The organism is Algiphilus sp., assembly GCF_023145115.1.
Lineage (GTDB): Bacteria > Pseudomonadota > Gammaproteobacteria > Nevskiales > Nevskiaceae > Algiphilus.
Window position 1 is genome coordinate 1 of the sequence record NZ_JAGLEJ010000042.1, and the last position, 18,788, is coordinate 18,788.

An 18,788-nucleotide genomic window follows, 5' to 3' on the forward strand; every position below is an offset into this window, starting at 1 on the left:
TTGCGGATTGTTCAGGGGCGACTAGTTAGGGTGTTCAATGGGTTGCAGCCAGTCCTGCACCGCAGCCAAGGCCGCCGGAAACTCGCCTCGGGCAGCAATGACCAACCGGGCCAAGGACTCGGCGATTCGCGGGGTGGCCAAGTCGCGGGACTTTGGCCAGATCTGTTGCCAGAACGGCTGGACACGGTTTTTCCAGTAGTCCTCACGCTGATCGGCTGCACCTTCAAGCGCCTGGGAGAGCGCCTGCGCGGATTCCTCCAGGCCTTCTTGTGGAAGCTCGCCAATCGCGGATCGGAACTCATCTGCGGCGTATTCCTCGGTCGGGCCCAATGCTGCATATGTTAGGAACGCCGAGAATTGCTGCCGATGCTCGCCAAGATCGGCGTAGCGGTTTGCGGTCTCCAGGAACTCTGGCTTGAAAGCAATTAGCAAGGGCTGATACAAACGAGGAGACCATAGGAAACCTTCCCACACTGCTTTTGCTTCGGCCGGATTACTCCAACTGAAAAGCGGCAACAGGTATTGCTCGGTCCACGGACGGTCTACGCGGAAAAATGCAATTAGTCGCGAACCCAGCAGTACCCTGCCGTGGCGGAATCGGTCCTCTTGCACGTCGCACAATGTGGTGAAAATGGGCTTGAGGTCGGCTGGAATCAGATCGTTGTCATTCGGGTTCTTCTTGAACCAGAGATTGATCAGGGCTTGAGTGACATGCCCAATGGGGTGGTTGATTGCAGAACCGACGGGGTCGTAGGTTTCGATACCGTTACGGATGATGCGGGAACCTGGGTCAGCTTCCAGCGGCAGCGAAAGCACGCGACGGCACAACTCCAGCAGAATATCCTCGTGGCGGTTGATCGATTTGGATGCAGCTTCCATCCACCACGTTACACCGTGAGCAATCTCCTGAAGTACGGCATCGGGCATGGTCTGAACCAGCGGTGCCGCATATCGCCAGGAGCGCAACACCATTCCTTCTTTGGCCCAGACCTGCAGAGCCTCGCGCCATCGGCCAGCGGGCCACACGCCATCCTGTGCCAGATCACATAACGCGGACAGACTGTGAAAGAAACGGGTGCGGCAAACGTCACGCCACGTATCTTCGTAGAAAGGTCGCCGTTCGGGCGTCGGCTTGGTGAGCCATTGCACAAGTTCCTTCCGCTTGCGGGGAGCAATGTCGACGTCTCGGCTGTCCTCGTAATCCGGATCGCCAGTGCCACTCATCCAGTGCGAGAACTCGTCACGCTCGTTGGTTGCCAACTGCCATTGCGGGTAGGCATTGGAAATTTCCGCCAATCGTGCCGCTGCATCTACTCCCAGAGTGAGGCCCGATGTGTTCAGCTTGGCCAGATGCAGCCAGACAGAGCGTGCCACCAAGTCTTGCCATCGATCCGGCTCCAGATCATCCCGATACATATCGCGTGGTGGACCCGCCAAGATGGCTGCCTCCAAACGCTCTTGAGCGCCCTCTGCCAACTGCCGCGCCTGTAGAACGAACAGTCTGAAGACCTCCCGCCCCGTATCTGTGGACCACAGCCACCACGCCCCATCGGTCAACAGCCAATCCACCCACTGCTCGGGCGGGATGCAACCATCCTGACTGGCGGCAAACAAGGCCAGGCGTTTGAAGGTGGGGTACGGCAATTCAAACCAGCTCTGTGCGATTCGTGTCGCGCGCACGCTGTCGTTCGCGCGAACTGCCAACCAAGCATCGCGCAGCAATTCGATCAGGCTCACCCAGTCTCGGAAGGCCCGGTTCTGCCAATGTGGCGTAATGGACGGGAGATCCCAGTGCGACCGATCGCTGTGGTCGTTGGCCTCACCCAACTCGCGTAACAGATCCAGTGCATCACGCAATAGCTGCTGAAAATCCTCCAGCAGGAGCGGCAGGGCCGATGTCCAGTGCTCGTCGGCTAAGTCGCGCAGAGCAGAATGCACGTGATCAGCGGCCAGCACGAGTTCCCAGTCCACCAATTGCTTGATCCGCGCAGGCTCGTCGGTGCTGTTCGAGTCGTCGTCACCCCAGCGAAACGGCTTCTTCAAGACCACTTTGGGTGCAAGCAACTCCCGTAACTCCAGACGCAGCGTGGTGGTCAGCCCATCCCGTTTCAGCCGCCCATTCCAGCGATACAGATCGGAGTCGTGCCATGGGGATTTGACCCGGCCACTAAGCAGTAGGCGCCACAAGGTGTGCATCAGGGGGCCAAGAATGGCCTTGGATGCATGCAAGCGGATTTCATTCAGCTCGGAGGTCTTGCCATCACGCTCCAGTGAAGCAAAACGATCCAACTCGCGTTCGATCAGCCACGGCCAACGGTCGTGCAACTGCCCGCCACGTTCCGCAATCCAGATGACCAGTCTCGGGTCGTCCAGGTGGCGCACCAGCCATCGGGCCAGATGGAACATCACGTCATCCCATTGGCTACCGGTGATTCCACCGGAGGCCAGTAGCATGGATGGGGCGCGGTCGTAGGAGGCCGGCCGACGAATCAAGCTGAAGCGCAGCTTGGCGTCCCCCTCATCGCGTGGCGGCACGCCAAAGCGGGCCAGATCGCCGTGCCCGAAACGCTCATCCGCGAAGGGTTCCAGCAGCCAGTCAAGCGAAGGAGTGGGATTGAATTCGGCGAAACGTTTAGCCGGCAAGCCCGATTTATCCGACAAGGCCCACAGCATCCGCCCTACAAAATCGTCCTGCCGCGTGCTGTCCTGTGGCCGGGCCAAGGCGTGCTTGACGATGATGGCTTCTTTGCCTTGCACACCATCGCGGTAGATGTCTGCCCATACGTGCAAAGTCTGGTGCAGCGCTGAGTGATCGTAGCTGTCAGCAGGTACGTTATAAAGGATGGGCGTGACGCCCTTGGCTTCCCACTCGATTGTCTTGCGTTGCTCTTGCCCCGATTCGCAATCGCCCAGTGCCCAGGCCTGCGGCGTAACTTCGCCCAGCATTCGGTCGGCCGCCAGCGCATCCATCATGTAGCGAAGAACCGGATCGTTGATGCTGTAACCCACGAAGCAGACCACGTAATTGCGGAACAACTCGCTTACAAAGCGTGCCGCCCAGCGCTCTGTGAGGTAGGCCAAGCCGAAATCACCGCTGGTGACAACCAGACGGTTCAGGGCCGTGTCGTCCACCTTTTCGGGTAACAGGCCGTGCAGATAAACCAGCCCGTTCCAACGGCTGTTTTTGGGGATGGGCAGCATCGGGGCGGCGTACTCTTGGAACGCTTGACCCGTGCGTTTGGCCGCCACATGAAAGATGCGATCGAAGTTGGTGGTGACCAGCCGCAGCGCGCCCTCTCGGCTGCGCGCCAGATGCAACAGCGCCGCTTGTGTATCGGTAGCACCCTTGCGGCGGAGTTTCGGCTTCAAGGCATTTGCCAGAGCGCGACGGACAGCCAGACGCTGGCCCGGCAGGCGCCGTTCGAGCAGATCAAGTGTGGCATCAAACTGCCCACGCTCGAAGGCCTCTCGTTCAATGTCCGAAAGTGCCGTCCCGCTCAGCCGGTAGATTTGGTCTACAAGCCCCTTGAAACCCGGTAAACCGGCCGGGTGGGAAATTCCTGCACCGCAGAAGAACACCACGCGGCCATCCTCGTGCGCCTGCAAGAGTGCATCCGGAATGTCAGGGCCGTCCGTGATGAATTGCATTCCTAATATTTCCTATCCAATGCGTATGTGCATTCGAGCAAATTAGGGCTCAATGGGTCTAACGTTTTGGATAACAGGCACGACGATAGGAGCGTACTGGTTGACCCAATTGTTATAACCTACATCGGCAACTTCCAGTCGGAGACATATTTTCGATATTCAGGAGCTTCTGTTTTTGGTGGTACATAATGTTCGTCATCTATTACAAAGTTTGCGGCCATTAAGTCCCTCACACCACCCAACCTTTCTGTTGAGGCAAGTTCAGAAGCGACATCTTTAAAGAGAGTAGAAAAATTCCCAGATTGATTATCATTAAAGAATTTAGGCAAAGGGACTTTGAAATCAAATTCAGGAAATTGCGGCAGACCTGCTAATGCCGCAAAAGAATTATATACTTTCATTAAAAAGCTTCCCTGAACCCCTTGGTCTGTCTTGATGCCGTACCTTGATTTTAGCTCAAGCTCTGCCTTTTTAATCTGCCTTTCCCATTTTTGGATAGATTTGTTAGCCAGCGTGACTCCCCCTTCATCAAATCCAATACGTATTTCCCTAAGAAGTCCTCTTGCATCCTGCAAGATTTGCTCATCTCTAATTTCAAGGGCGGAGTTGACTACGCTTCGAACATCGCCAGACTGAACTGACAACCATGCAGAAAATATTGGAATATCTAGCGAAATTGCTGTAGACCGTCCACTATCAATTATTTCGCCTACTGATGTTGTTAGTCTGTTTGACAAAGCGGCTATTAGTTTTGAAGTAAAATCATGGCCAAATGCGCCCGTCTTTTTAAACCAATGGATTTGGTAGGCATGCCTGATAGGATGAAGAAAGGTATCTGCTCGTAAATAATTGGCCGCCAGGCTGTAATAAATAGATTTATAAGCAAGCCAATTAAGGGAGGCAATAAACATGTCTAAGGCACGGGTCGTACCACCATGACCTCGGCTAGCTGATTTGGCTTCTTCAGCCATTTTTCCTTTCGTATATTCAGTTCCATCCGAGCCGACAAGGTTAACTTCTGTTGACCAGTGACCAAATGTATCACCCGCATCCGAAAGTTCATTGTATATAGCCGAACTCAGTTCACTATATTTTACATACTCTGGCGTGTTAGGCTGGCCGAGCATTTTCATGGTCAAATAATAAACGCTCGAGCGCAAATCCCATGTGCAAACCATATTGAGTTTAAGTAACTCAACTAGCTCTCGAAAATCTGAATCTACAAATTCTCCCGCACGGATTTCAGGCCGAATCAATTTAGCTTCTGCTTTAGCTTTTCCTGAAAGGCCTTCTAACTGATATTCTTCAGGTGATATGAATCTTATAAAATTAAACTCTTGTTTTCTTTTTTCCTTATGCTCTTCCTTGTAATTATCAATACAGACAAGGTCGTCATAAAAAAGGATAGCTTGGACGAAGTTTTCCAATGCTACTAGATCACCATTTATAGTGTCCGGGTTCTTAACGACGATTTTCCCTGTTACCCGTTGCACGGCTGTAAGGGAGGCGTTGTCAATTAGTGCATATGTCATCCATGTTCCTTGTGGTTATGACGCCTGAGCTAAGCGGCGCAGCTTTGCTGCGTCCGGTGCAAGGCCGACAGGCCCGGAACGTACTTGAGCGACTTGTTAGATTTCGTCATGGCGTGACTGTAGTTTGCTCTGCATGACCACAGGACGTGCACTTGTAGTACCTCATAACTACTCCGAGCTCGCCAAGATCTGGATGTGGCTTACTAACCTCTAACTCCCAAGTTCGTTTCCTGCACTTTGGGCATGGGTCGCTCTCTACTGCTTCAAGCTCGCGCACCTGCTCTGCGAGACGGATGTTCTCTTCAAGTACAGACGCTAGCTTTAGCTTCACATCTGCCAACTCAAGGCTCAGGTCGGCAAGAAGGTTCTTGAATTCAGCACTCTTGACGTTCTCCGACACCTCCTTAAGTCGGTAAGCAATACTTATCGCATGGGATAGGGAGCTAATAATCTCGCTGGGCATACAGGAATCCGCAAATCTAACAGTGATTGGACAGCGCGCTGCATAATTGCATGATCGTGCGCGCTTCATAACTCCGGAGCACAGTCGACGCAGCCGCCATCGGTTTTTCTTTCTTTTCAGCTACCTAGCGTCTCTTCGCCCACTCCGGCGTGTATTCGTTTGACTGCAGCGTTTTGCTCGCTCGATAATACTGTATGTTTGTACAGTATGTGAGAAAGGCATGGTTGATGGTCAAGGTCAACAGCCCCGGTTGCAGCAGCAGGTCCGGGCGGTGATCCGGACCCGTCGCTATAGCCTGCGTACAGAGAAGGTCTACTGGTACTGGATTCGGTACTTCATCCGCTTCCATGACATGACCCACCCGTTGGAGATGGGCGAGAAAGAAGTCCGCCAGTTCCTGACGTGGCTGGCGACGCAGCGCAACGTGGCCGCTGCCACGCAGAACCAGGCGCTGAATGCTCTGGTGTTCCTGTACGCGAAGGTTCTGAACCAACCACTGGGTGACATCGGGAACGCGGCGCGTGCGAAGGGACCGTCTCGCCTGCCGGTTGTGCTTACGGACAGCGAGGCACGGAGAGTGATAGCGGGACTGGAGGCGCCTTACGATCTGATGGCGTCGCTGATGTATGGCGCGGGCCTGTGGGTGCCGCGATGCGCGCGCGGTTGGATCAAGGATCGGGATAGTTCGCGTCGGGTGTTTGCTTGGCAGGGAGCCCGGCTCGGCTCGATCGCTGCACCATCGCGCATCCAATCCGGCTTGTGATAACCGCGCAATCACGCCGTCCCGTATGTCACGGAACGGTGGATGGGACGCTCTATCCAGTGCCCACTCCTTGGGCATCCCCCGACCCCGAAGCGCTTGTCCAGCGGTCAGCGTGCCGCATTCTCGCGCGGAAAGCCAACCCGCGCGTAGGGTCAGCTCATTGCAACAGCGTCTGCAGCTGCTCCCAGTCGATCACGGTCACGCCCAGGCTATTCGCCTTCTCCAGCTTGCTGCCGGCGTTTTCGCCGGCCAGCAGGTAGTCGGTGTTCTTCGAGACCGAGCTTGAGACCGCCCCGCCCTGGCTCTTGATGAGTGCGGCGGCGGCGTCGCGGGTGACGTCGGGCAGCGTGCCGGTAATGACGAAGCGCAGGCCGGCCAGGGCGTCGCCGCGCGGGGTTCGGGGCTCGGGCCAGTGGATGCCGGCGGCCAGCAGGGCGTCGATGACGGCATGGTTGTGCGGTTCCTTGAAGAAGTCGCAGATCTCGGCGGCGACGACGGGGCCGACATCCGCTACCGCGGTGAGCTGGGGGAAGCGCTTGGTGGCAGGCTTGGTGTCGCGCGTGCCGTCGTCGGCCGCGGCGGCTTCGCGCAGGGCCTCGATGCTGCCGAAGTGCTCGGCCAGGGCCTGGGCGGTGCTTTCGCCGACATCCGGGATGCCCAGCGCGAAGAGGAAGCGCGCCAGCGTGGTGTTGCGGCTCTTGTCGATGGCGGCCAGAAGATTGTCGGCGGACTTGTCCGCCATGCGCTCCAGGCCCAGCAGAGTGTCCTTGTCCAGCTGGTAGAGGTCGGCCGGGGTTTCGACCAGTTCCTTGTCCAGCAGCTGGGTGAGGATCTTGTCCCCCAGCCCGTCGATGTCCATGGCGCGGCGGGAAACGAAGTGCGCCAGCGCGGCGTGGCGCTGCGCCGGGCAGGACAGGCCGTTGGTGCAGCGCGCGACGACCTCGCCTTCCGGGCGCGCGACTTCGGCGCCGCAAACCGGGCAGTGGCCCGGCATCTGCGCGCGTTGGGCGTTCTCGGGGCGCTTGTCCGGCAGGGCACGGACGACCTCGGGAATGACGTCGCCGGCACGGCGCAGCACAACGGTATCGCCGATGTGAATATCCTTGCGCAGCATCTCGTCGGCGTTGTGCAGCGTGGCGTTGGACACCGTCGCGCCGCCGACGAATACCGGCTTCAGCCGCGCCACCGGGGTGACGGCGCCGGTGCGGCCGACCTGGAACTCGACCGCCTCCAGCACGGTTTCGGCCTCCTCGGCCGGGAACTTGTGCGCAATGGCCCAGCGCGGCGTGCGCGACAGGGTGCCGGCTTCCTCGCGCAGGGCAATGTTGTCCAGCTTGTAGACGACGCCGTCGATGGCGACATCCATGCCGTGGCGCGCTTCCAGCAGCTTGTCGTAGTGCGCCAGGCAGCCTTCGACGCCCTGCACGCGCGCGGCGTAGTCGCTGGTGACGAAGCCCCACTGCGCCAGCCGCGCGATCAGCTCGGCCTGCGTGGCCACGCCCAGCTCGGCCTCGCCGCTGCCCAGCGCATAGGCCATGAAGGACAGCGGCCGGCGCGCGGTGACGGCGGGGTCGATCTGGCGCAGGCTGCCGGCGGCGGCGTTGCGCGGGTTGACGAAGGTTTTTTCGCCGTTCTCGGCCAGCGCGGCGTTCATGCGCTCGAAGGCGGGCTGCGGCATGACGACCTCGCCGCGCACTTCCACCAGCGCGGGGGCGTCGTCGCCCAGCTTCAGCGGGATGTCGCGCACGGTGCGCAGGTTGGCGGTGATGTCCTCGCCGGTACGGCCGTCGCCGCGGGTGGCGCCCTGCGTGAAGCGGCCGTGCTCGTAGCGCAGCGTGACGGCGGCGCCGTCGTACTTGGGCTCGGCGAAGTAGGCGAGCGCCTCGCCGCCCACCAGGTCGCGCAGGCGGCGGTCGAATTCGCGCACCTCGTCGGCATCGAAGGCGTTGCCAAGCGACAGCATGGGCGTGCTGTGCTGCACCGGCGAGAAGGCATCCGACGGCGGCGCGCCCACGCGCTGGGTGGGCGAATCCTCGGACTGCAGCTCGGGATGGGCGCGCTCCAGATCGACCAGCTCGCGGAAGAGCCGGTCGTACTCGGCGTCGCTGATCGCGGGGCTGTCTTCCTGGTAGTAGCGGCGGTCGTGGGCGCGGATGGTCTCGCGCAGCTCGGCCGCGCGCGCCTGCGCCTGCTCGCTCATGCCTGCCGGTTGTGCCAGTCCAAGACTTCGGCGCGCAGCCGCTCGGCGCCGTCGGCTTCCAGCGGGCGGCGCTGGTCGTCGAGCACCACCGCGTCCAGCGATTCGGCAAGGCGGCTGGCGGTCGACAGCAGGTCGTCGAAGGTGGCGACCGGGTCGTCGGCGGTATCCAGCAGCGCGAACAGGCTCAGGCCGGGGGTCTCGAAGCGGTCGGCTTCGCCCGGGTCGAGGTGGCCGGGCTTGCGCATGTTGGCGACGTGGAACCAGGTCTGCCCGCCGACGCGGCGCTCGTAGGTCAGGCGCTCGCCGGGCTCGAGGCCGAGGGCGTGCAGCTGACGGTGGATGATCTCGCCGGCGATGGCCTCGCCTTCGCGCTGCAGCACGAACAGCGACACGATGCATTCCTCCTTCGACGCCGGCCGCGGCTCGGCGGCGGGCGGGGCCTGCGTCCCGGGGTCCGCTTCCGGCGCGGGCGGAATCGCGGGCTCCTCGCGCGCCGTGCCGGCACGGCGCGGCTCGCTGACGCCGAATTCGTCGAAGCGGCCGGCGGCGCTGCCGGAGCCGAGCAGGTCGAGCTGCTCCTCGTCCCCGTCCACGCGCGGCGCCTTGCGCTCGCGCGGCGCCTCGTTGCGCTTGTAGCTGACGAACCCGACCGCCGCGATGGCGATCAGCGTGAGAATGAGCAGCGACAGTTGCAGTGCAGTCAAGCGGCTTCTCCGGCCAGGCTGGCGGCTTCCTGCACGTTGACGCTCACCAGGCGCGAGCTCCCCGGCTCGGCCATGGTCACACCGTGCAGATGCTCGGCAAGCGCCATCGTGATCTTGTTGTGGGTAATGATGACAAACTGGACGTTGGCCGACATTTCCCGGATGACGTCGCAGAACCGGGTCACGTTGGCGTCGTCGAGCGGGGCGTCGACCTCGTCGAGCAGGCAGAAGGGTGCCGGATTCAGCTCGAACAGCGCCAGCAGCAGCGCCACCGCCGTCATCGCCTTCTCGCCGCCCGACAGCAGGTGGATGGTGGTATTCCGCTTGCCGGGCGGCCGCGCCATGACGCGCACGCCGGCCGAAAGCAGATCGTCGTCGGTCAGCTCCAGCGATGCCTCGCCGCCGCCGAACAGGCGCGGGAAGCGCGCCGAGAAGCGCTCGTTGACCTTGTCGAAGGTCTCGCGAAAACGGGCCTTGGTCTCGCGGTCGATCTTGCGGATGGCCTCTTCCAGCGTCTCCAGCGCCTCGGTGATGTCGGCGTGCTGCTTCGCCAGGTCCTCGGCGCGCTCCTGGGTCTCGGCGAGCTCGTCGATGGCCGCGAGGTTGATGGCCCCCAGCCGCTCGATGCGGCGCTGCAGTTGCGCCAGCCGCTCCTGCCACTGCTCGGCATCGGCGTTCTCGTCGAGCCCTTCGGCCACTTCGGCGCGGGTGACGCCGAACTCCTCGAAGCGGGCGGCCAGGGTCTGACGCCGTGAATCGAGCGTGCCGTGCTCCAGGCGGGCTTCCTGGAGCGCGTTCTGTACCTGCTCGCGCTCGCCCTGCGCGGTCTGCTCGGCCGTCCGGGTCTCGGCCAGCGCCTGCTCGCCGGCTTCCATGCGGCGGCGCGCCTCGGCGAAGGCCTCGCGCGTCTGCTGCTGCTTCTCCTGGGCGACCCGGACCTGCTCCTGGGCCTGCTCCACGGCGGCGTCGCGGGCGGGCTCGTCGCGGCGGGCGGCCAGCGACTCGGCGAGCTGGCGCGCGCGGTTGGCCGATTCCTCGGCCTGGCGCGCGGCCGACTGCGCCTCGCTGCGGGCAGCGGCCAGCCGGGCCTGCAGGTCGGACTGGCTGCGTTCCAGCTCGGCCAGCGCGCGGCGGGCGGCGTCGCGCTCCTCGCGTGCCTTCTGCACGGCGCCGGCGAGCTGCTCGCGCTCGCTCGCCAGGGTCTGGGTGCGCGCCTCGAGCGTGCTCACCGTCTCGCGCAGCGCCGCACAGTCGGCGGTGCGCTGCTCGAAGTCGCGCTCGACCTCGGCCAGCGCCTCGTCGATGCGCTGACGCTGCGCGGTGCGGTTGTCGAATTCCTGCTGTGCCTTGTGCTCGGCGGACTGGGCCTGGACGTGCGCCTCGCGGGCGCGCTCGGCCTCGGCCGCCGCCGCGCGGCGGGCCGCCACCGCCTCGGACTGCACGCGTGCGGCTTCTTCGGCCTCGTGCTCCAGGCGCTGCAGGCGCTGGTCCTCGTCGGCGAGCGCGGACTCGATGGCCTCGAGCCGGCGGGTGCGCGCGATGACGCCCTCGCCTCCTCCGCGCGGCGGGGTGCGCAGCCAGCCGCGGGCGCGCCACACGCCGTCGGGGGTGATGACGCTGGCGGATTCGTCCAGCTCGGCGAGCAGCCGCTCGGCGGTAGCGGCTTCATCCGCGCAGCGGATGCCGGTCAGCAGCGCGCGGACGGCCGCCGGGCCGTCGACACGCGCGGCAAGCGAACCGGCATCGGCAGTGACGGCGTCGCCACCGGTGCGCACCACGGCCGCGCCGGCCTCGGGCGCCTGTCCGACGGCGGCCAGCGCCGTCTGCAGATCGTCCGCCAGCGGCGCCTGCAGCAGGCGCCCCAGCACGTGCTCGGCGGCGGTCTCCCAGCCTTCCGCAACGCGGATGCCCTGCCCGACGCGCCGCGCCTCGCCAAGGCCGACGGCGTGCACCCAGTCGTGCAGCGCGGGGTCGTCCTCGCCGAGGGCCGCCGCCTGCAGCGTCTGCAGCGAGGTGCGTTCGCTGCTGAGTCGGGTGTGCTCGGCACGGCATTCGGCGAGCGCGGACTGCGCCTCGTTGCGGGCGTGCTCGCTGTGCTCGGCGTGGGTCTCGGCGGTCTCGGCGGCTTCGCGGGCGACGCGCAGGGCCTCGGCGGCCCGGGCGGTGGCGCGGCGCCGTTCGGCGAGAGCCTCGGGGTCCGGCGCCGGGGTGCGCTCGCGATCGGCGTGCAGGCGCTTGCGCCGCTCGTCGAGCTGGTTGAGCGCGTGCTCGCGCTCGCGCAGGCGCGTGCGCTCGCCGGTGAGCTGTTCCAGCGGCTCGCGGCTGTCGGCGTCGTGCTTCTCCAGCGCCTCGGCCGCGCGGCTCGCGGTGGCCTCGGCCGTTTCCAGCGCCTCGCCGGCCTGCTGGTGGCGCCCGGCGGCGGCGTCGAGCTCGGCCTGCAGCTGCTGCTCGCGCGTACCGGCCTGCTCGGCCTGCTCGGCGGCCTCGGCGCGGCGCTTCTCGGCGCGCTGCTGCTCGTCGTCCAGCGAGGCGATCTCGCGCTGGCGCATCTCGGCCAGCTCGCGGGCGTGGCGCAGGGCCTGATCGGTGCGCGAGGTCTCGGCCTCGGCGGCGTAGTGGGCGCTCTGCGCCTCGTTGAAGGCACCGCGCGCGGATTCCAGGTCCGCCTCGGCGCGCAGGCGGTTGTTGCGGGCGGTGTCGAGGGCGTTGCGGGCGCGCAGATCGGCGGCCTCGCCCTCGCGCACCTTCTCGGCGGCGGCCTCGGCCTGGGCCTCGGTGTCGCGCGTGTTGAGGAAGTGGATCTCGACCTTGAGCCGGGCCTCCTCCTCGCGATAGCGCTTGTACTTCTTCGCGTTCTCGGCCTGGCGCTCCAGGGCGCGGGCGCGCGCCTGCACCTCGCCGCAGAGGTCGTCGAGGCGCGACAGGTTCTCGCGCGTGCTGCGGATGCGCGACTCGGTCTCGCGGCGCCGCTCGCGGTAGCGCGAGATGCCGGCGGCCTCCTCCAGCCACTGGCGCAGTTCCTCGGGCTTGGCCTCGATCATGCGCGAGACCATGCCCTGCTCGATGATGGCGTAGCCGGAGCGCGCGCCCAGGCCGGTGCCCAGGAAGAGGTCGACGATGTCGCGGCGCAGGCACTTGGCGCCGTTGAGGAAGTACTGCGACTGGCCGTCGCGCGTCAGCTCGCGCCGCACCGCGACTTCGGTGTAGTGCGCGTAGGGCCCCTGCAGCGTCTGGTCGCTGTTGTCGAAGGCGAGCTCGACCGAGGCCCGCCCCACCGGCTTGCGCGAGCGCGAGCCGTTGAAGATGACGTCCTCCGACGACGACGAGCGCAGCTGCTTCATGCTGGATTCGCCCAGCACCCAGCGCACCGCGTCGATGATGTTGGACTTGCCGCAGCCATTGGGGCCGACCACCGACGTGAGGTTCGACGGCAGCGGCAGCGTGGTCACGTCCACGAAGGACTTGAATCCGGCGAGCTTGATCTGGGACAGACGCATGCGACGGAGTTGCGGTCACCGGAGACGGTCGGGTGCATGGCCCGGCGGCGGGTGCACCATCCGGGGTCGTTACACTAGTGTAGTGCTTCGACGCGGATCGACCCGTTGGCCTGCACGCACGCCGTGCGGATTGGGCTGGTTTAGCATGAGCGCCCCTCGTGACCCGCCGCCACCGGATGACCACCCAGCCCTCGCGCCAGCTCGAAAGCTTCGACAACCCCAACCCGGAGCGCGACTACTGCATCCGGATGCGGCTGCCCGAGTTCACCTGCCTGTGCCCGAAGACGGGGCAGCCCGATTTCGGAACGCTGTACCTGGAATACGTGCCGGACGCGCACTGCCTCGAGCTCAAGGCGCTGAAGCTCTACATCTGGTCGTTCCGCGACGAGGGCCACTTCCACGAGGCCGTCACCAACCGCATGCTGGACGACTTCGTCGCCGCCGTGGCGCCGCGCTTCATGCGGCTGACGGCGGTGTTCAACGTCCGCGGCGGCGTCTACACGCACGTCACGGCCGAGCACCGCGCACCGGGCTGGAACGGCACGCTGCCACCGGCCGCCTGGCACGACGACCCCAACGCCAACGCAGTGCCGGGGCGCGGCTGACCCCGCATTCTGCTTAATCAGAATCTACGATTCCCCGTCGTCCGGTGCGGGTGCAGCATGCGCATCCGAATGCGTGAAACCGCTAAGGCCATGAAAACGCTTACCGAATACCTCGACGAGTACGGCATCAGCCACCGCAACCCGCTGAACCAGAAAATCCACTTCTTCTGCGTGCCGCTGATCTTCTTCGCCACCCTGGGCATCGCCTGGTGCCTGCCGCTGGGCGCCTGGATGGGCCTGGAAGCGCCGCTGGCGTACTGGGTCAACGGCGCCACCGTGGGCGCCACGCCGGCCGCCCTGTTCTACCTGATGCTGTCGCTGCGCGCCGCGCTGGTGATGGCCGCCTGGCTGGCGGTGAGCGTGCTGGGCATCGTCGCCATCGACGCCAGCCCGCTGTCGCTGCTGTGGACCTCGGTGGTCGTCTGGGTCGCGTCGTGGGCGGTGCAGTTCTACGGCCACGAGGTCGAGGGCGCCAAGCCCTCCTTCGCCAAGGACCTGCTGTTCCTGCTGATCGGCCCGCTGTTCGTGGTGGACGAACTCAGCGGCGGGTACTTCGCCGACCCGGCCGCGCGCTGACGCGACCTCCGCGCTGGCGCGCGGGCCCTCATCCCCGGCGCTCCTCCCGCAGGGATACGGGAGACCAGACTACAGGGGGCCCCACGAAAGGGGACAGTATACTTATTTCCTGGAACGCACTGCAGTTGCAGAGTCATATCAGGGGAAATAAGTATACTGTCCCCTTCCCTCCATACTGTCCCCTTCCCCGTGGTGAGTCATATCACGGGGAATAAGTATACTGTCCCCCTCCCCCTCCTTCCCCCGTGGCCTTCTGCTTCTGCTCCTAGGCGACCGGGCTTGATCCCCTCTCCCCCGCGCTCGGCGAGAGGGCCTGGTTGAGGGGGTGCCGGCGCCAGCCGGCCGGACCTACGCCGACTCGGCGTGGCGCTCCTGCACGGCCCGGAGATCGGCGAGCGTCACCCAGCCGTCGTTCTGCAGCGGCGGCCGCGCCATGCTGGTCGGCGCTTCCGGTTCGCCGAGCGAGTCGACGATGAGCTCGGCGCCGGAGAAGTCCTCGTCGCGCGTGGTGGCGTTGAGCGTGACGACAGTCGCCAGTCCGGCCGTGAGCGCGGCGCTGAGCCCCAGCCGCGAGTCCTCCACCGCGACCGCCTCGACCGGCTCCACTTCCATGCGCCGCAGGGCCTCGATGTAGAGGTCGGGCTCGGGCTTCTTGCGGAAGCCCTCGTCGCCGCAGATGACGACGTCCAGCGACTCGCCGATGGTCTTGCCGAGGCTGTGCCCGAGCACCGACGCCACCGTGCCGCGGCTGGCGTTGCTGACGATGGCGAGCTTGATGCCGGCGGCGCTGGCCTCGCCGATCAGGCGCTCGACGCCGGGCCGCAGCGGGATCTCGCCGTTGCGCACGAGGTCGCGGAAATGCCGCGCCTTGCGCGCGTGCAGGTCCTGGATGAGCTCTTCCGGGTCGGTCGTCTCGATGGCCGCGCTGTCCGCCCAGTCGGGCTGGTAGTTGTCGAGGTAGTGGCGCAGTCGCTCGCGCCCGCCGCCGGGATGCTGCAGCAGGTCGCGGTAGAGCTTGGGCGTCCATTGCCAGGACAAACCGGCGTCGCGGAACGCGCGATTGTATGCGGGGCGATGACCGAGAGGCTCGGTATCCGCCAGCGTGCCGTCGAGATCGAAGCAGATCGCGCGCAGCATCACCGCTTGGGCGGGGCGTAATGGCCTGTCGCCGTCTCCGGCGCCCGATTCGCCCGCATGCCTACCGAGTCGTTGTCCATCACTGTCGCTAGCTTAGCAACACGGCGCTACCGGCGCCGTTGCCGTGCCCTACCATGTCGTGATGGCGATCACGTCCGGCTATCGCGGCCGCTTCGCACCGACGCCCTCGGGGCCACTGCACATGGGCTCGCTGCTGACCGCGCTGCTCAGCTACCTCGACGCGCGCGCGCACGACGGGGTGTGGATGCTGCGCATCGACGACCTCGATGCTGCACGCTGCGACCCCGCGCACACCGACACCATCCGGCACCAGCTCGACGCCCACGGACTGGCGTGGGACGGGCCGGTGTACCGGCAGTCGCAGGCCGGTTCGCGTTACCGCGAGGCGCTTGCCACCCTGCGGCAGGCCGACAGGATCTACGGCTGCGACTGCACGCGCCGGCGCCTGCGCGAGCACGCCCCGGCGGGCCCCTTCGGCCCGGTCTACGACGGCCATTGCGCACGCCGGCATCTGCTGACGGATGCGCCGGACAGTGCCCTCGCCCTGCGCATGCGGGTTCCGCCGGGCGGAGCGCAGCTCGCCGATGACTGGCACGGCCCGCTGGTGGCCGACTGGCAGGCCGACATCGGCGACTTCGTGCTGCAGCGACGCGACGGCATCCCCGGCTATGCGCTGGCGAGCGCCGTCGACGAGGCGGCGATGGGCATCACGCACGTCGTGCGCGGCAGCGATCTGCTGCACGCCACCTTCATGCACTGGTGCGTGCTGGACGCGCTTGGGCTGCCCCGCCCGCGCAGTCGTCACGGTCCGCTGCTGGTGCGGGCCGACGGCGCCAAGCTCAGCAAGCAGAATCACGCCGCTCCGCTGGTGACCGGTGCCGCGGCCGCCAACCTGCTCGCGTGCTGCCGCATCCTGGAGGTGGTACCGGACGGCGCGGAGCGCGCGGACGACCCGGCCGCGATCGTCGCCGGTGCGGTCGCGATCTGGCGCGAACGGTCCGCGCAGCGGGTGCCGCCGCAGCGGATCGTCTGGACGGAGGAAACCGCCGACAGCGGGATTTTCGGCCACGCCGGTACGCTCGGCGCCGGACCTCTATAATGCACCGCAACATTTTTCCGGCGGACGCCTCGAACATGAGCGAAGTGCGTGTCATCAAGAAGTACCCGAACCGGCGCCTCTACGACACGGCCATCAGCCGTTACATCACGCTCGAGGAGATCCGCCAGCTGGTACTGGACAGCCGCCCGTTCCAGGTGATCGACAAGCGCACCCACGAGGACATCACGCGCTCGATCCTGCTGCAGGTGATCGCCGAGCAGGAACAGGGCGGCGACCCGATCTTCCAGACCGACCTGCTGAAGCACATCATCCGCTTCTACGGCGACCCCATGCAGGGCAGCATCAGCCGCTATCTGGAGCTGTCGATGCAGATGTTCCTGGAGAAGCAGCAGCAGTTCTCGGACCAGATGCGCCACATGCTGGGCCGCGCCGAGCAGCCGTTCTACCACCTGCGCGAGCTGGCCGAGGAGCACGTCCCGATCTGGCGGACCGTGCGGCGCGAGTTCCTCAAGAACCTGGGCCGCGACTCCGCCGCGGCGAACGCGAAGCGCAAGAACGACTGAGCGCCCGGCTCAGCCCGGCGCCAGCCGGGTGCGCACCGCTTCGAGATCCTCCGGCGCGTCGACACCCCTGCCCGGGGCCTCGTCGACAACCGCCACGCTGATCGCCATGCCCTGCTCCAGCGCGCGCAGCTGCTCCAGCGCCTCGCACGCTTCCAGCGTCCCGGGCTGCAGGCTCGAGAACCGCCGCAGCGCCGCCACGCGGTAGCCGTAGACCCCGATGTGCCGCAGCGCCCCCGGCGGGTGGGCGCCGGCATCGCCGCCGCGCGGAAACGGCACCCGCGCCCGCGAGAAGTAGAGCGCGCGACCGCGTGCGTCGCACACCACCTTCACGACATTGGGATTGGCGAAGTCCTCGCCGTTGTCGATGCGGTGCGCGCAGGTGGTGATGTCGGCATCGGGATCGCCCTCCAGCCGCGCCGCGCAGGCCGCCACCACGGAAGGCGGCATCAGCGGCTCGTCGCCCTGGATGTTGACCACCAGCCGGTCGTCCGGCCATCCGCGGATGGTGGCCACCTCGTGCACGCGATCGGTACCGCTGTGGTGCATGGGTGATGTCAGCTGCACGTCGCCGCCGAAGGCCCGGCAGGCCTCGACCACGCGCTCGCTGTCGGTGGCGATGACCACCGAGCGCGCACCCGCCTCCATCGCGCGGTCGTGGACGTGCGCGATGAGCGGCCTGCCGTGGATGTCGGCGAGCACCTTGCCCGGCAGCCGGGTCGAGCCCAGACGCGCCGGGATGACGACGTCGAATGCCGCGTCCACGAGAACGCTCAGTCGCCGATCTCGGCGAGCTCGGTGTCGCTCAGCGAGCGCGCTTCCTCCTCGAGCATCACCGGGATGCCGTCGCGCACCGGATACGCGAGCCGCGCGGCACGCGACCAGAGCTCCTGGTCGTTCTCCCGCCACACCAGCCTGGCGCCGGTGACCGGGCACACCAGGATGTCCAGCAGATGCTTGTCCATGTCGTCTCGGGTTGGTTCCTAGGGTCGATCGGCGCCGCAACGCGCCGCGCGCAGAAGCAGCGCCCGTGCGCGCTCCGCGCCGTCGCCGCACCATTCCAGCGTGATCGGGACGCTGTACCAGTCGCGGTCCGCGGCTGCGGCACCGGGCAGTTTGACCGCGTCCTTCTCGGTCATCAACAGCGGCGCGTCGCCGAGGGTCGCCAGCAGCGCCGGTGATGCCGCCTGGTGATCGGCCAGGGCGTGGCCGGTGACCTGCAGGCCGGCGGCTTCGAGGGCCGCGAAGAAGCGCTGCGGATGCGCAATGCCGGCGATGGCGTGCACCGGACAGCCGGCCAGCGCCGTCAGCGGCTGTCGCGCGCCGTCGCGCAGCGCCACTGCCTCGCGCATCACCGCCCGCACGCGGACCGCGTTGGCGGCACGCGCCAGCGCATCGCCGCGCCCGCCCTCGCCGTTGATGACCACCAGATCGCAGCGCGCCAGACGCTCGGGCGGCTCGCGCAGCGGACCGGCGGGCAGCCGCGCGCCATTGCCCAGCCCGCGCGCGCCGTCGACCACGCAGATCTCCGCCTGTCGCCGCATGCGGTAGTGCTGGAGCCCGTCGTCCGCCAGCACGAGGTCGAGCGTCGCCTGCCCTGCCAGATGGCACACGGCGGCGCTGCGGTCGCGTGCCACGCACACCGGCGCGCCGGTGCGCCGGGCGATGAGCAGCGGCTCGTCGCCGACTGCGTCGGCGGTGCTGGCATCGGTGACCATGCGCGGCGTCGCGTCGCCGGCACCGTAGCCGCGACTGACGATGCCGACGCGCAGGCCGGCGTCGTGCGCCAGCGCCGCCAGCGCGATGGTCAACGGCGTCTTGCCGGCACCGCCGGCGGTGATGTTGCCCACCACCACGACGGGCAGTGGCAGCTCGGGAGCGACAGCGGCGTGGCGCCGCGCGCGGCCGTCGGCGATGGCACCGTAGAGAGCCGCGGCCGGCGCCAGCCAGCGCGGCGGCCGGGTCTCGCCGTACCAGCGCGCGTTGCACCACGCCTCTACCCGCCCGCGCGCGCTCACCGGA

Annotated in this window: 15 protein-coding genes; 5 read left to right on the forward strand and 10 right to left on the reverse strand. The window is 65.7% G+C overall.

All coding sequences use genetic code 11. The features are described 5' to 3' along the window. Positions 1-21 precede the first annotated feature (21 nt). The 3 genes from dsr1 to KAH28_RS14825 form a co-directional block, all read right to left on the reverse strand. A complete protein-coding gene (gene dsr1, locus KAH28_RS14815) occupies positions 22-3,648 on the reverse strand; it encodes an anti-phage defense-associated sirtuin Dsr1 (RefSeq protein ID WP_290577903.1) in 3,627 nt (1,208 codons plus the stop codon). A 119-nt stretch (positions 3,649-3,767) separates the two neighbouring features. Next, complete coding sequence (locus KAH28_RS14820) at positions 3,768-5,180, reverse strand: hypothetical protein (protein ID WP_290577904.1); 1,413 nt, start codon at positions 5,178-5,180, stop codon at positions 3,768-3,770. 106 nt (positions 5,181-5,286) lie between these two features. Further along, positions 5,287-5,643, reverse strand: coding sequence for a hypothetical protein (locus tag KAH28_RS14825; RefSeq protein ID WP_290577905.1), 357 nt, complete (start codon positions 5,641-5,643; stop codon positions 5,287-5,289). Positions 5,644-5,863: 220 nt separating this feature from the next. Between KAH28_RS14825 and KAH28_RS14830 the strand changes: the two genes are divergently transcribed. Further along, positions 5,864-6,406 (forward strand): phage integrase N-terminal SAM-like domain-containing protein, encoded by a 543-nt coding sequence (locus tag KAH28_RS14830; protein ID WP_290577907.1) that lies wholly within the window; start codon positions 5,864-5,866, stop codon positions 6,404-6,406. A gap of 157 nt (positions 6,407-6,563) precedes the next feature. On the opposite strand, the gene ligA is transcribed toward KAH28_RS14830, so the two are convergent. From ligA to smc, 3 genes are read right to left on the reverse strand one after another with little or no spacing between them, the layout of a single operon-like run. After that, entirely contained in the window at positions 6,564-8,606 is a 2,043-nt protein-coding gene (ligA, locus tag KAH28_RS14835) for an NAD-dependent DNA ligase LigA (protein WP_290577909.1), read from the reverse strand. After that, positions 8,603-9,310: a cell division protein ZipA C-terminal FtsZ-binding domain-containing protein gene (locus tag KAH28_RS14840; protein ID WP_290577911.1), complete on the reverse strand. Its 708-nt coding sequence runs from the start codon at positions 9,308-9,310 to the stop codon at positions 8,603-8,605. The genes ligA and KAH28_RS14840 overlap by 4 nt, the downstream gene beginning before the upstream one ends. Then, entirely contained in the window at positions 9,307-12,807 is a 3,501-nt protein-coding gene (smc, locus tag KAH28_RS14845; protein ID WP_290577913.1) for a chromosome segregation protein SMC, read from the reverse strand. The genes KAH28_RS14840 and smc overlap by 4 nt, the downstream gene beginning before the upstream one ends. A 176-nt stretch (positions 12,808-12,983) precedes the next feature. Here smc and queF point away from each other — a divergent pair, with 176 nt between their 5' ends. Then, the gene (gene queF / locus KAH28_RS14850) at positions 12,984-13,412 is read left to right on the forward strand and encodes a preQ(1) synthase (RefSeq protein ID WP_366918206.1); all 429 of its coding nucleotides are present in this window, start codon (positions 12,984-12,986) and stop codon (positions 13,410-13,412) included. A 90-nt stretch (positions 13,413-13,502) separates the two neighbouring features. After that, a complete protein-coding gene (locus KAH28_RS14855) occupies positions 13,503-13,988 on the forward strand; it encodes an Mpo1-like protein (RefSeq protein ID WP_290577917.1) in 486 nt (161 codons plus the stop codon). 348 nt (positions 13,989-14,336) lie between these two features. Here the strand turns inward: KAH28_RS14855 and KAH28_RS14860 are convergent, their stop codons facing one another. Beyond that, complete coding sequence (locus tag KAH28_RS14860) at positions 14,337-15,125, reverse strand: HAD-IA family hydrolase (RefSeq protein ID WP_290577919.1); 789 nt, start codon at positions 15,123-15,125, stop codon at positions 14,337-14,339. Between the two features lie 124 nt (positions 15,126-15,249). Between KAH28_RS14860 and gluQRS the strand changes: the two genes are divergently transcribed. Both gluQRS and phaR read left to right on the forward strand, forming a co-directional pair. Beyond that, complete coding sequence (gluQRS, locus tag KAH28_RS14865; protein WP_290577921.1) at positions 15,250-16,245, forward strand: tRNA glutamyl-Q(34) synthetase GluQRS; 996 nt, start codon at positions 15,250-15,252, stop codon at positions 16,243-16,245. Positions 16,246-16,280: 35 nt separating this feature from the next. Further along, on the forward strand, positions 16,281-16,769 hold the full coding sequence (phaR, locus tag KAH28_RS14870; RefSeq protein WP_290577923.1) for a polyhydroxyalkanoate synthesis repressor PhaR: 489 nt from the start codon (positions 16,281-16,283) through the stop codon (positions 16,767-16,769). Between the two features lie 9 nt (positions 16,770-16,778). Here the strand turns inward: phaR and kdsB are convergent, their stop codons facing one another. From kdsB to lpxK, 3 genes are read right to left on the reverse strand one after another with little or no spacing between them, the layout of a single operon-like run. Next, on the reverse strand, positions 16,779-17,531 hold the full coding sequence (gene kdsB / locus KAH28_RS14875) for a 3-deoxy-manno-octulosonate cytidylyltransferase (protein ID WP_290577926.1): 753 nt from the start codon (positions 17,529-17,531) through the stop codon (positions 16,779-16,781). An 8-nt stretch (positions 17,532-17,539) separates the two neighbouring features. Further along, entirely contained in the window at positions 17,540-17,731 is a 192-nt protein-coding gene (locus tag KAH28_RS14880; protein ID WP_290577928.1) for a Trm112 family protein, read from the reverse strand. A gap of 18 nt (positions 17,732-17,749) precedes the next feature. After that, the gene (gene lpxK / locus KAH28_RS14885) at positions 17,750-18,784 is read right to left on the reverse strand and encodes a tetraacyldisaccharide 4'-kinase (protein ID WP_290577930.1); all 1,035 of its coding nucleotides are present in this window, start codon (positions 18,782-18,784) and stop codon (positions 17,750-17,752) included. Positions 18,785-18,788: the final 4 nt, after the last annotated feature.

Bases quoted from the DNA above. Each gene is read 5' to 3' on its own strand.
- dsr1 (WP_290577903.1), bottom strand. From the start codon at position 3,648: ATGCAATTCATCACGGACGGCCCTGACATTCCGGATGCACTCTTGCAG.
- KAH28_RS14820 (WP_290577904.1), bottom strand. From the start codon at position 5,180: ATGACATATGCACTAATTGACAACGCCTCCCTTACAGCCGTGCAACGG.
- KAH28_RS14825 (WP_290577905.1), bottom strand. From the start codon at position 5,643: ATGCCCAGCGAGATTATTAGCTCCCTATCCCATGCGATAAGTATTGCT.
- KAH28_RS14830 (WP_290577907.1), top strand. From the start codon at position 5,864: ATGGTTGATGGTCAAGGTCAACAGCCCCGGTTGCAGCAGCAGGTCCGG.
- ligA (WP_290577909.1), bottom strand. From the start codon at position 8,606: ATGAGCGAGCAGGCGCAGGCGCGCGCGGCCGAGCTGCGCGAGACCATC.
- smc (WP_290577913.1), bottom strand. From the start codon at position 12,807: ATGCGTCTGTCCCAGATCAAGCTCGCCGGATTCAAGTCCTTCGTGGAC.
- queF (WP_366918206.1), top strand. From the start codon at position 12,984: ATGACCACCCAGCCCTCGCGCCAGCTCGAAAGCTTCGACAACCCCAAC.
- KAH28_RS14855 (WP_290577917.1), top strand. From the start codon at position 13,503: ATGAAAACGCTTACCGAATACCTCGACGAGTACGGCATCAGCCACCGC.
- KAH28_RS14860 (WP_290577919.1), bottom strand. From the start codon at position 15,125: ATGCTGCGCGCGATCTGCTTCGATCTCGACGGCACGCTGGCGGATACC.
- phaR (WP_290577923.1), top strand. From the start codon at position 16,281: ATGAGCGAAGTGCGTGTCATCAAGAAGTACCCGAACCGGCGCCTCTAC.
- KAH28_RS14880 (WP_290577928.1), bottom strand. From the start codon at position 17,731: ATGGACAAGCATCTGCTGGACATCCTGGTGTGCCCGGTCACCGGCGCC.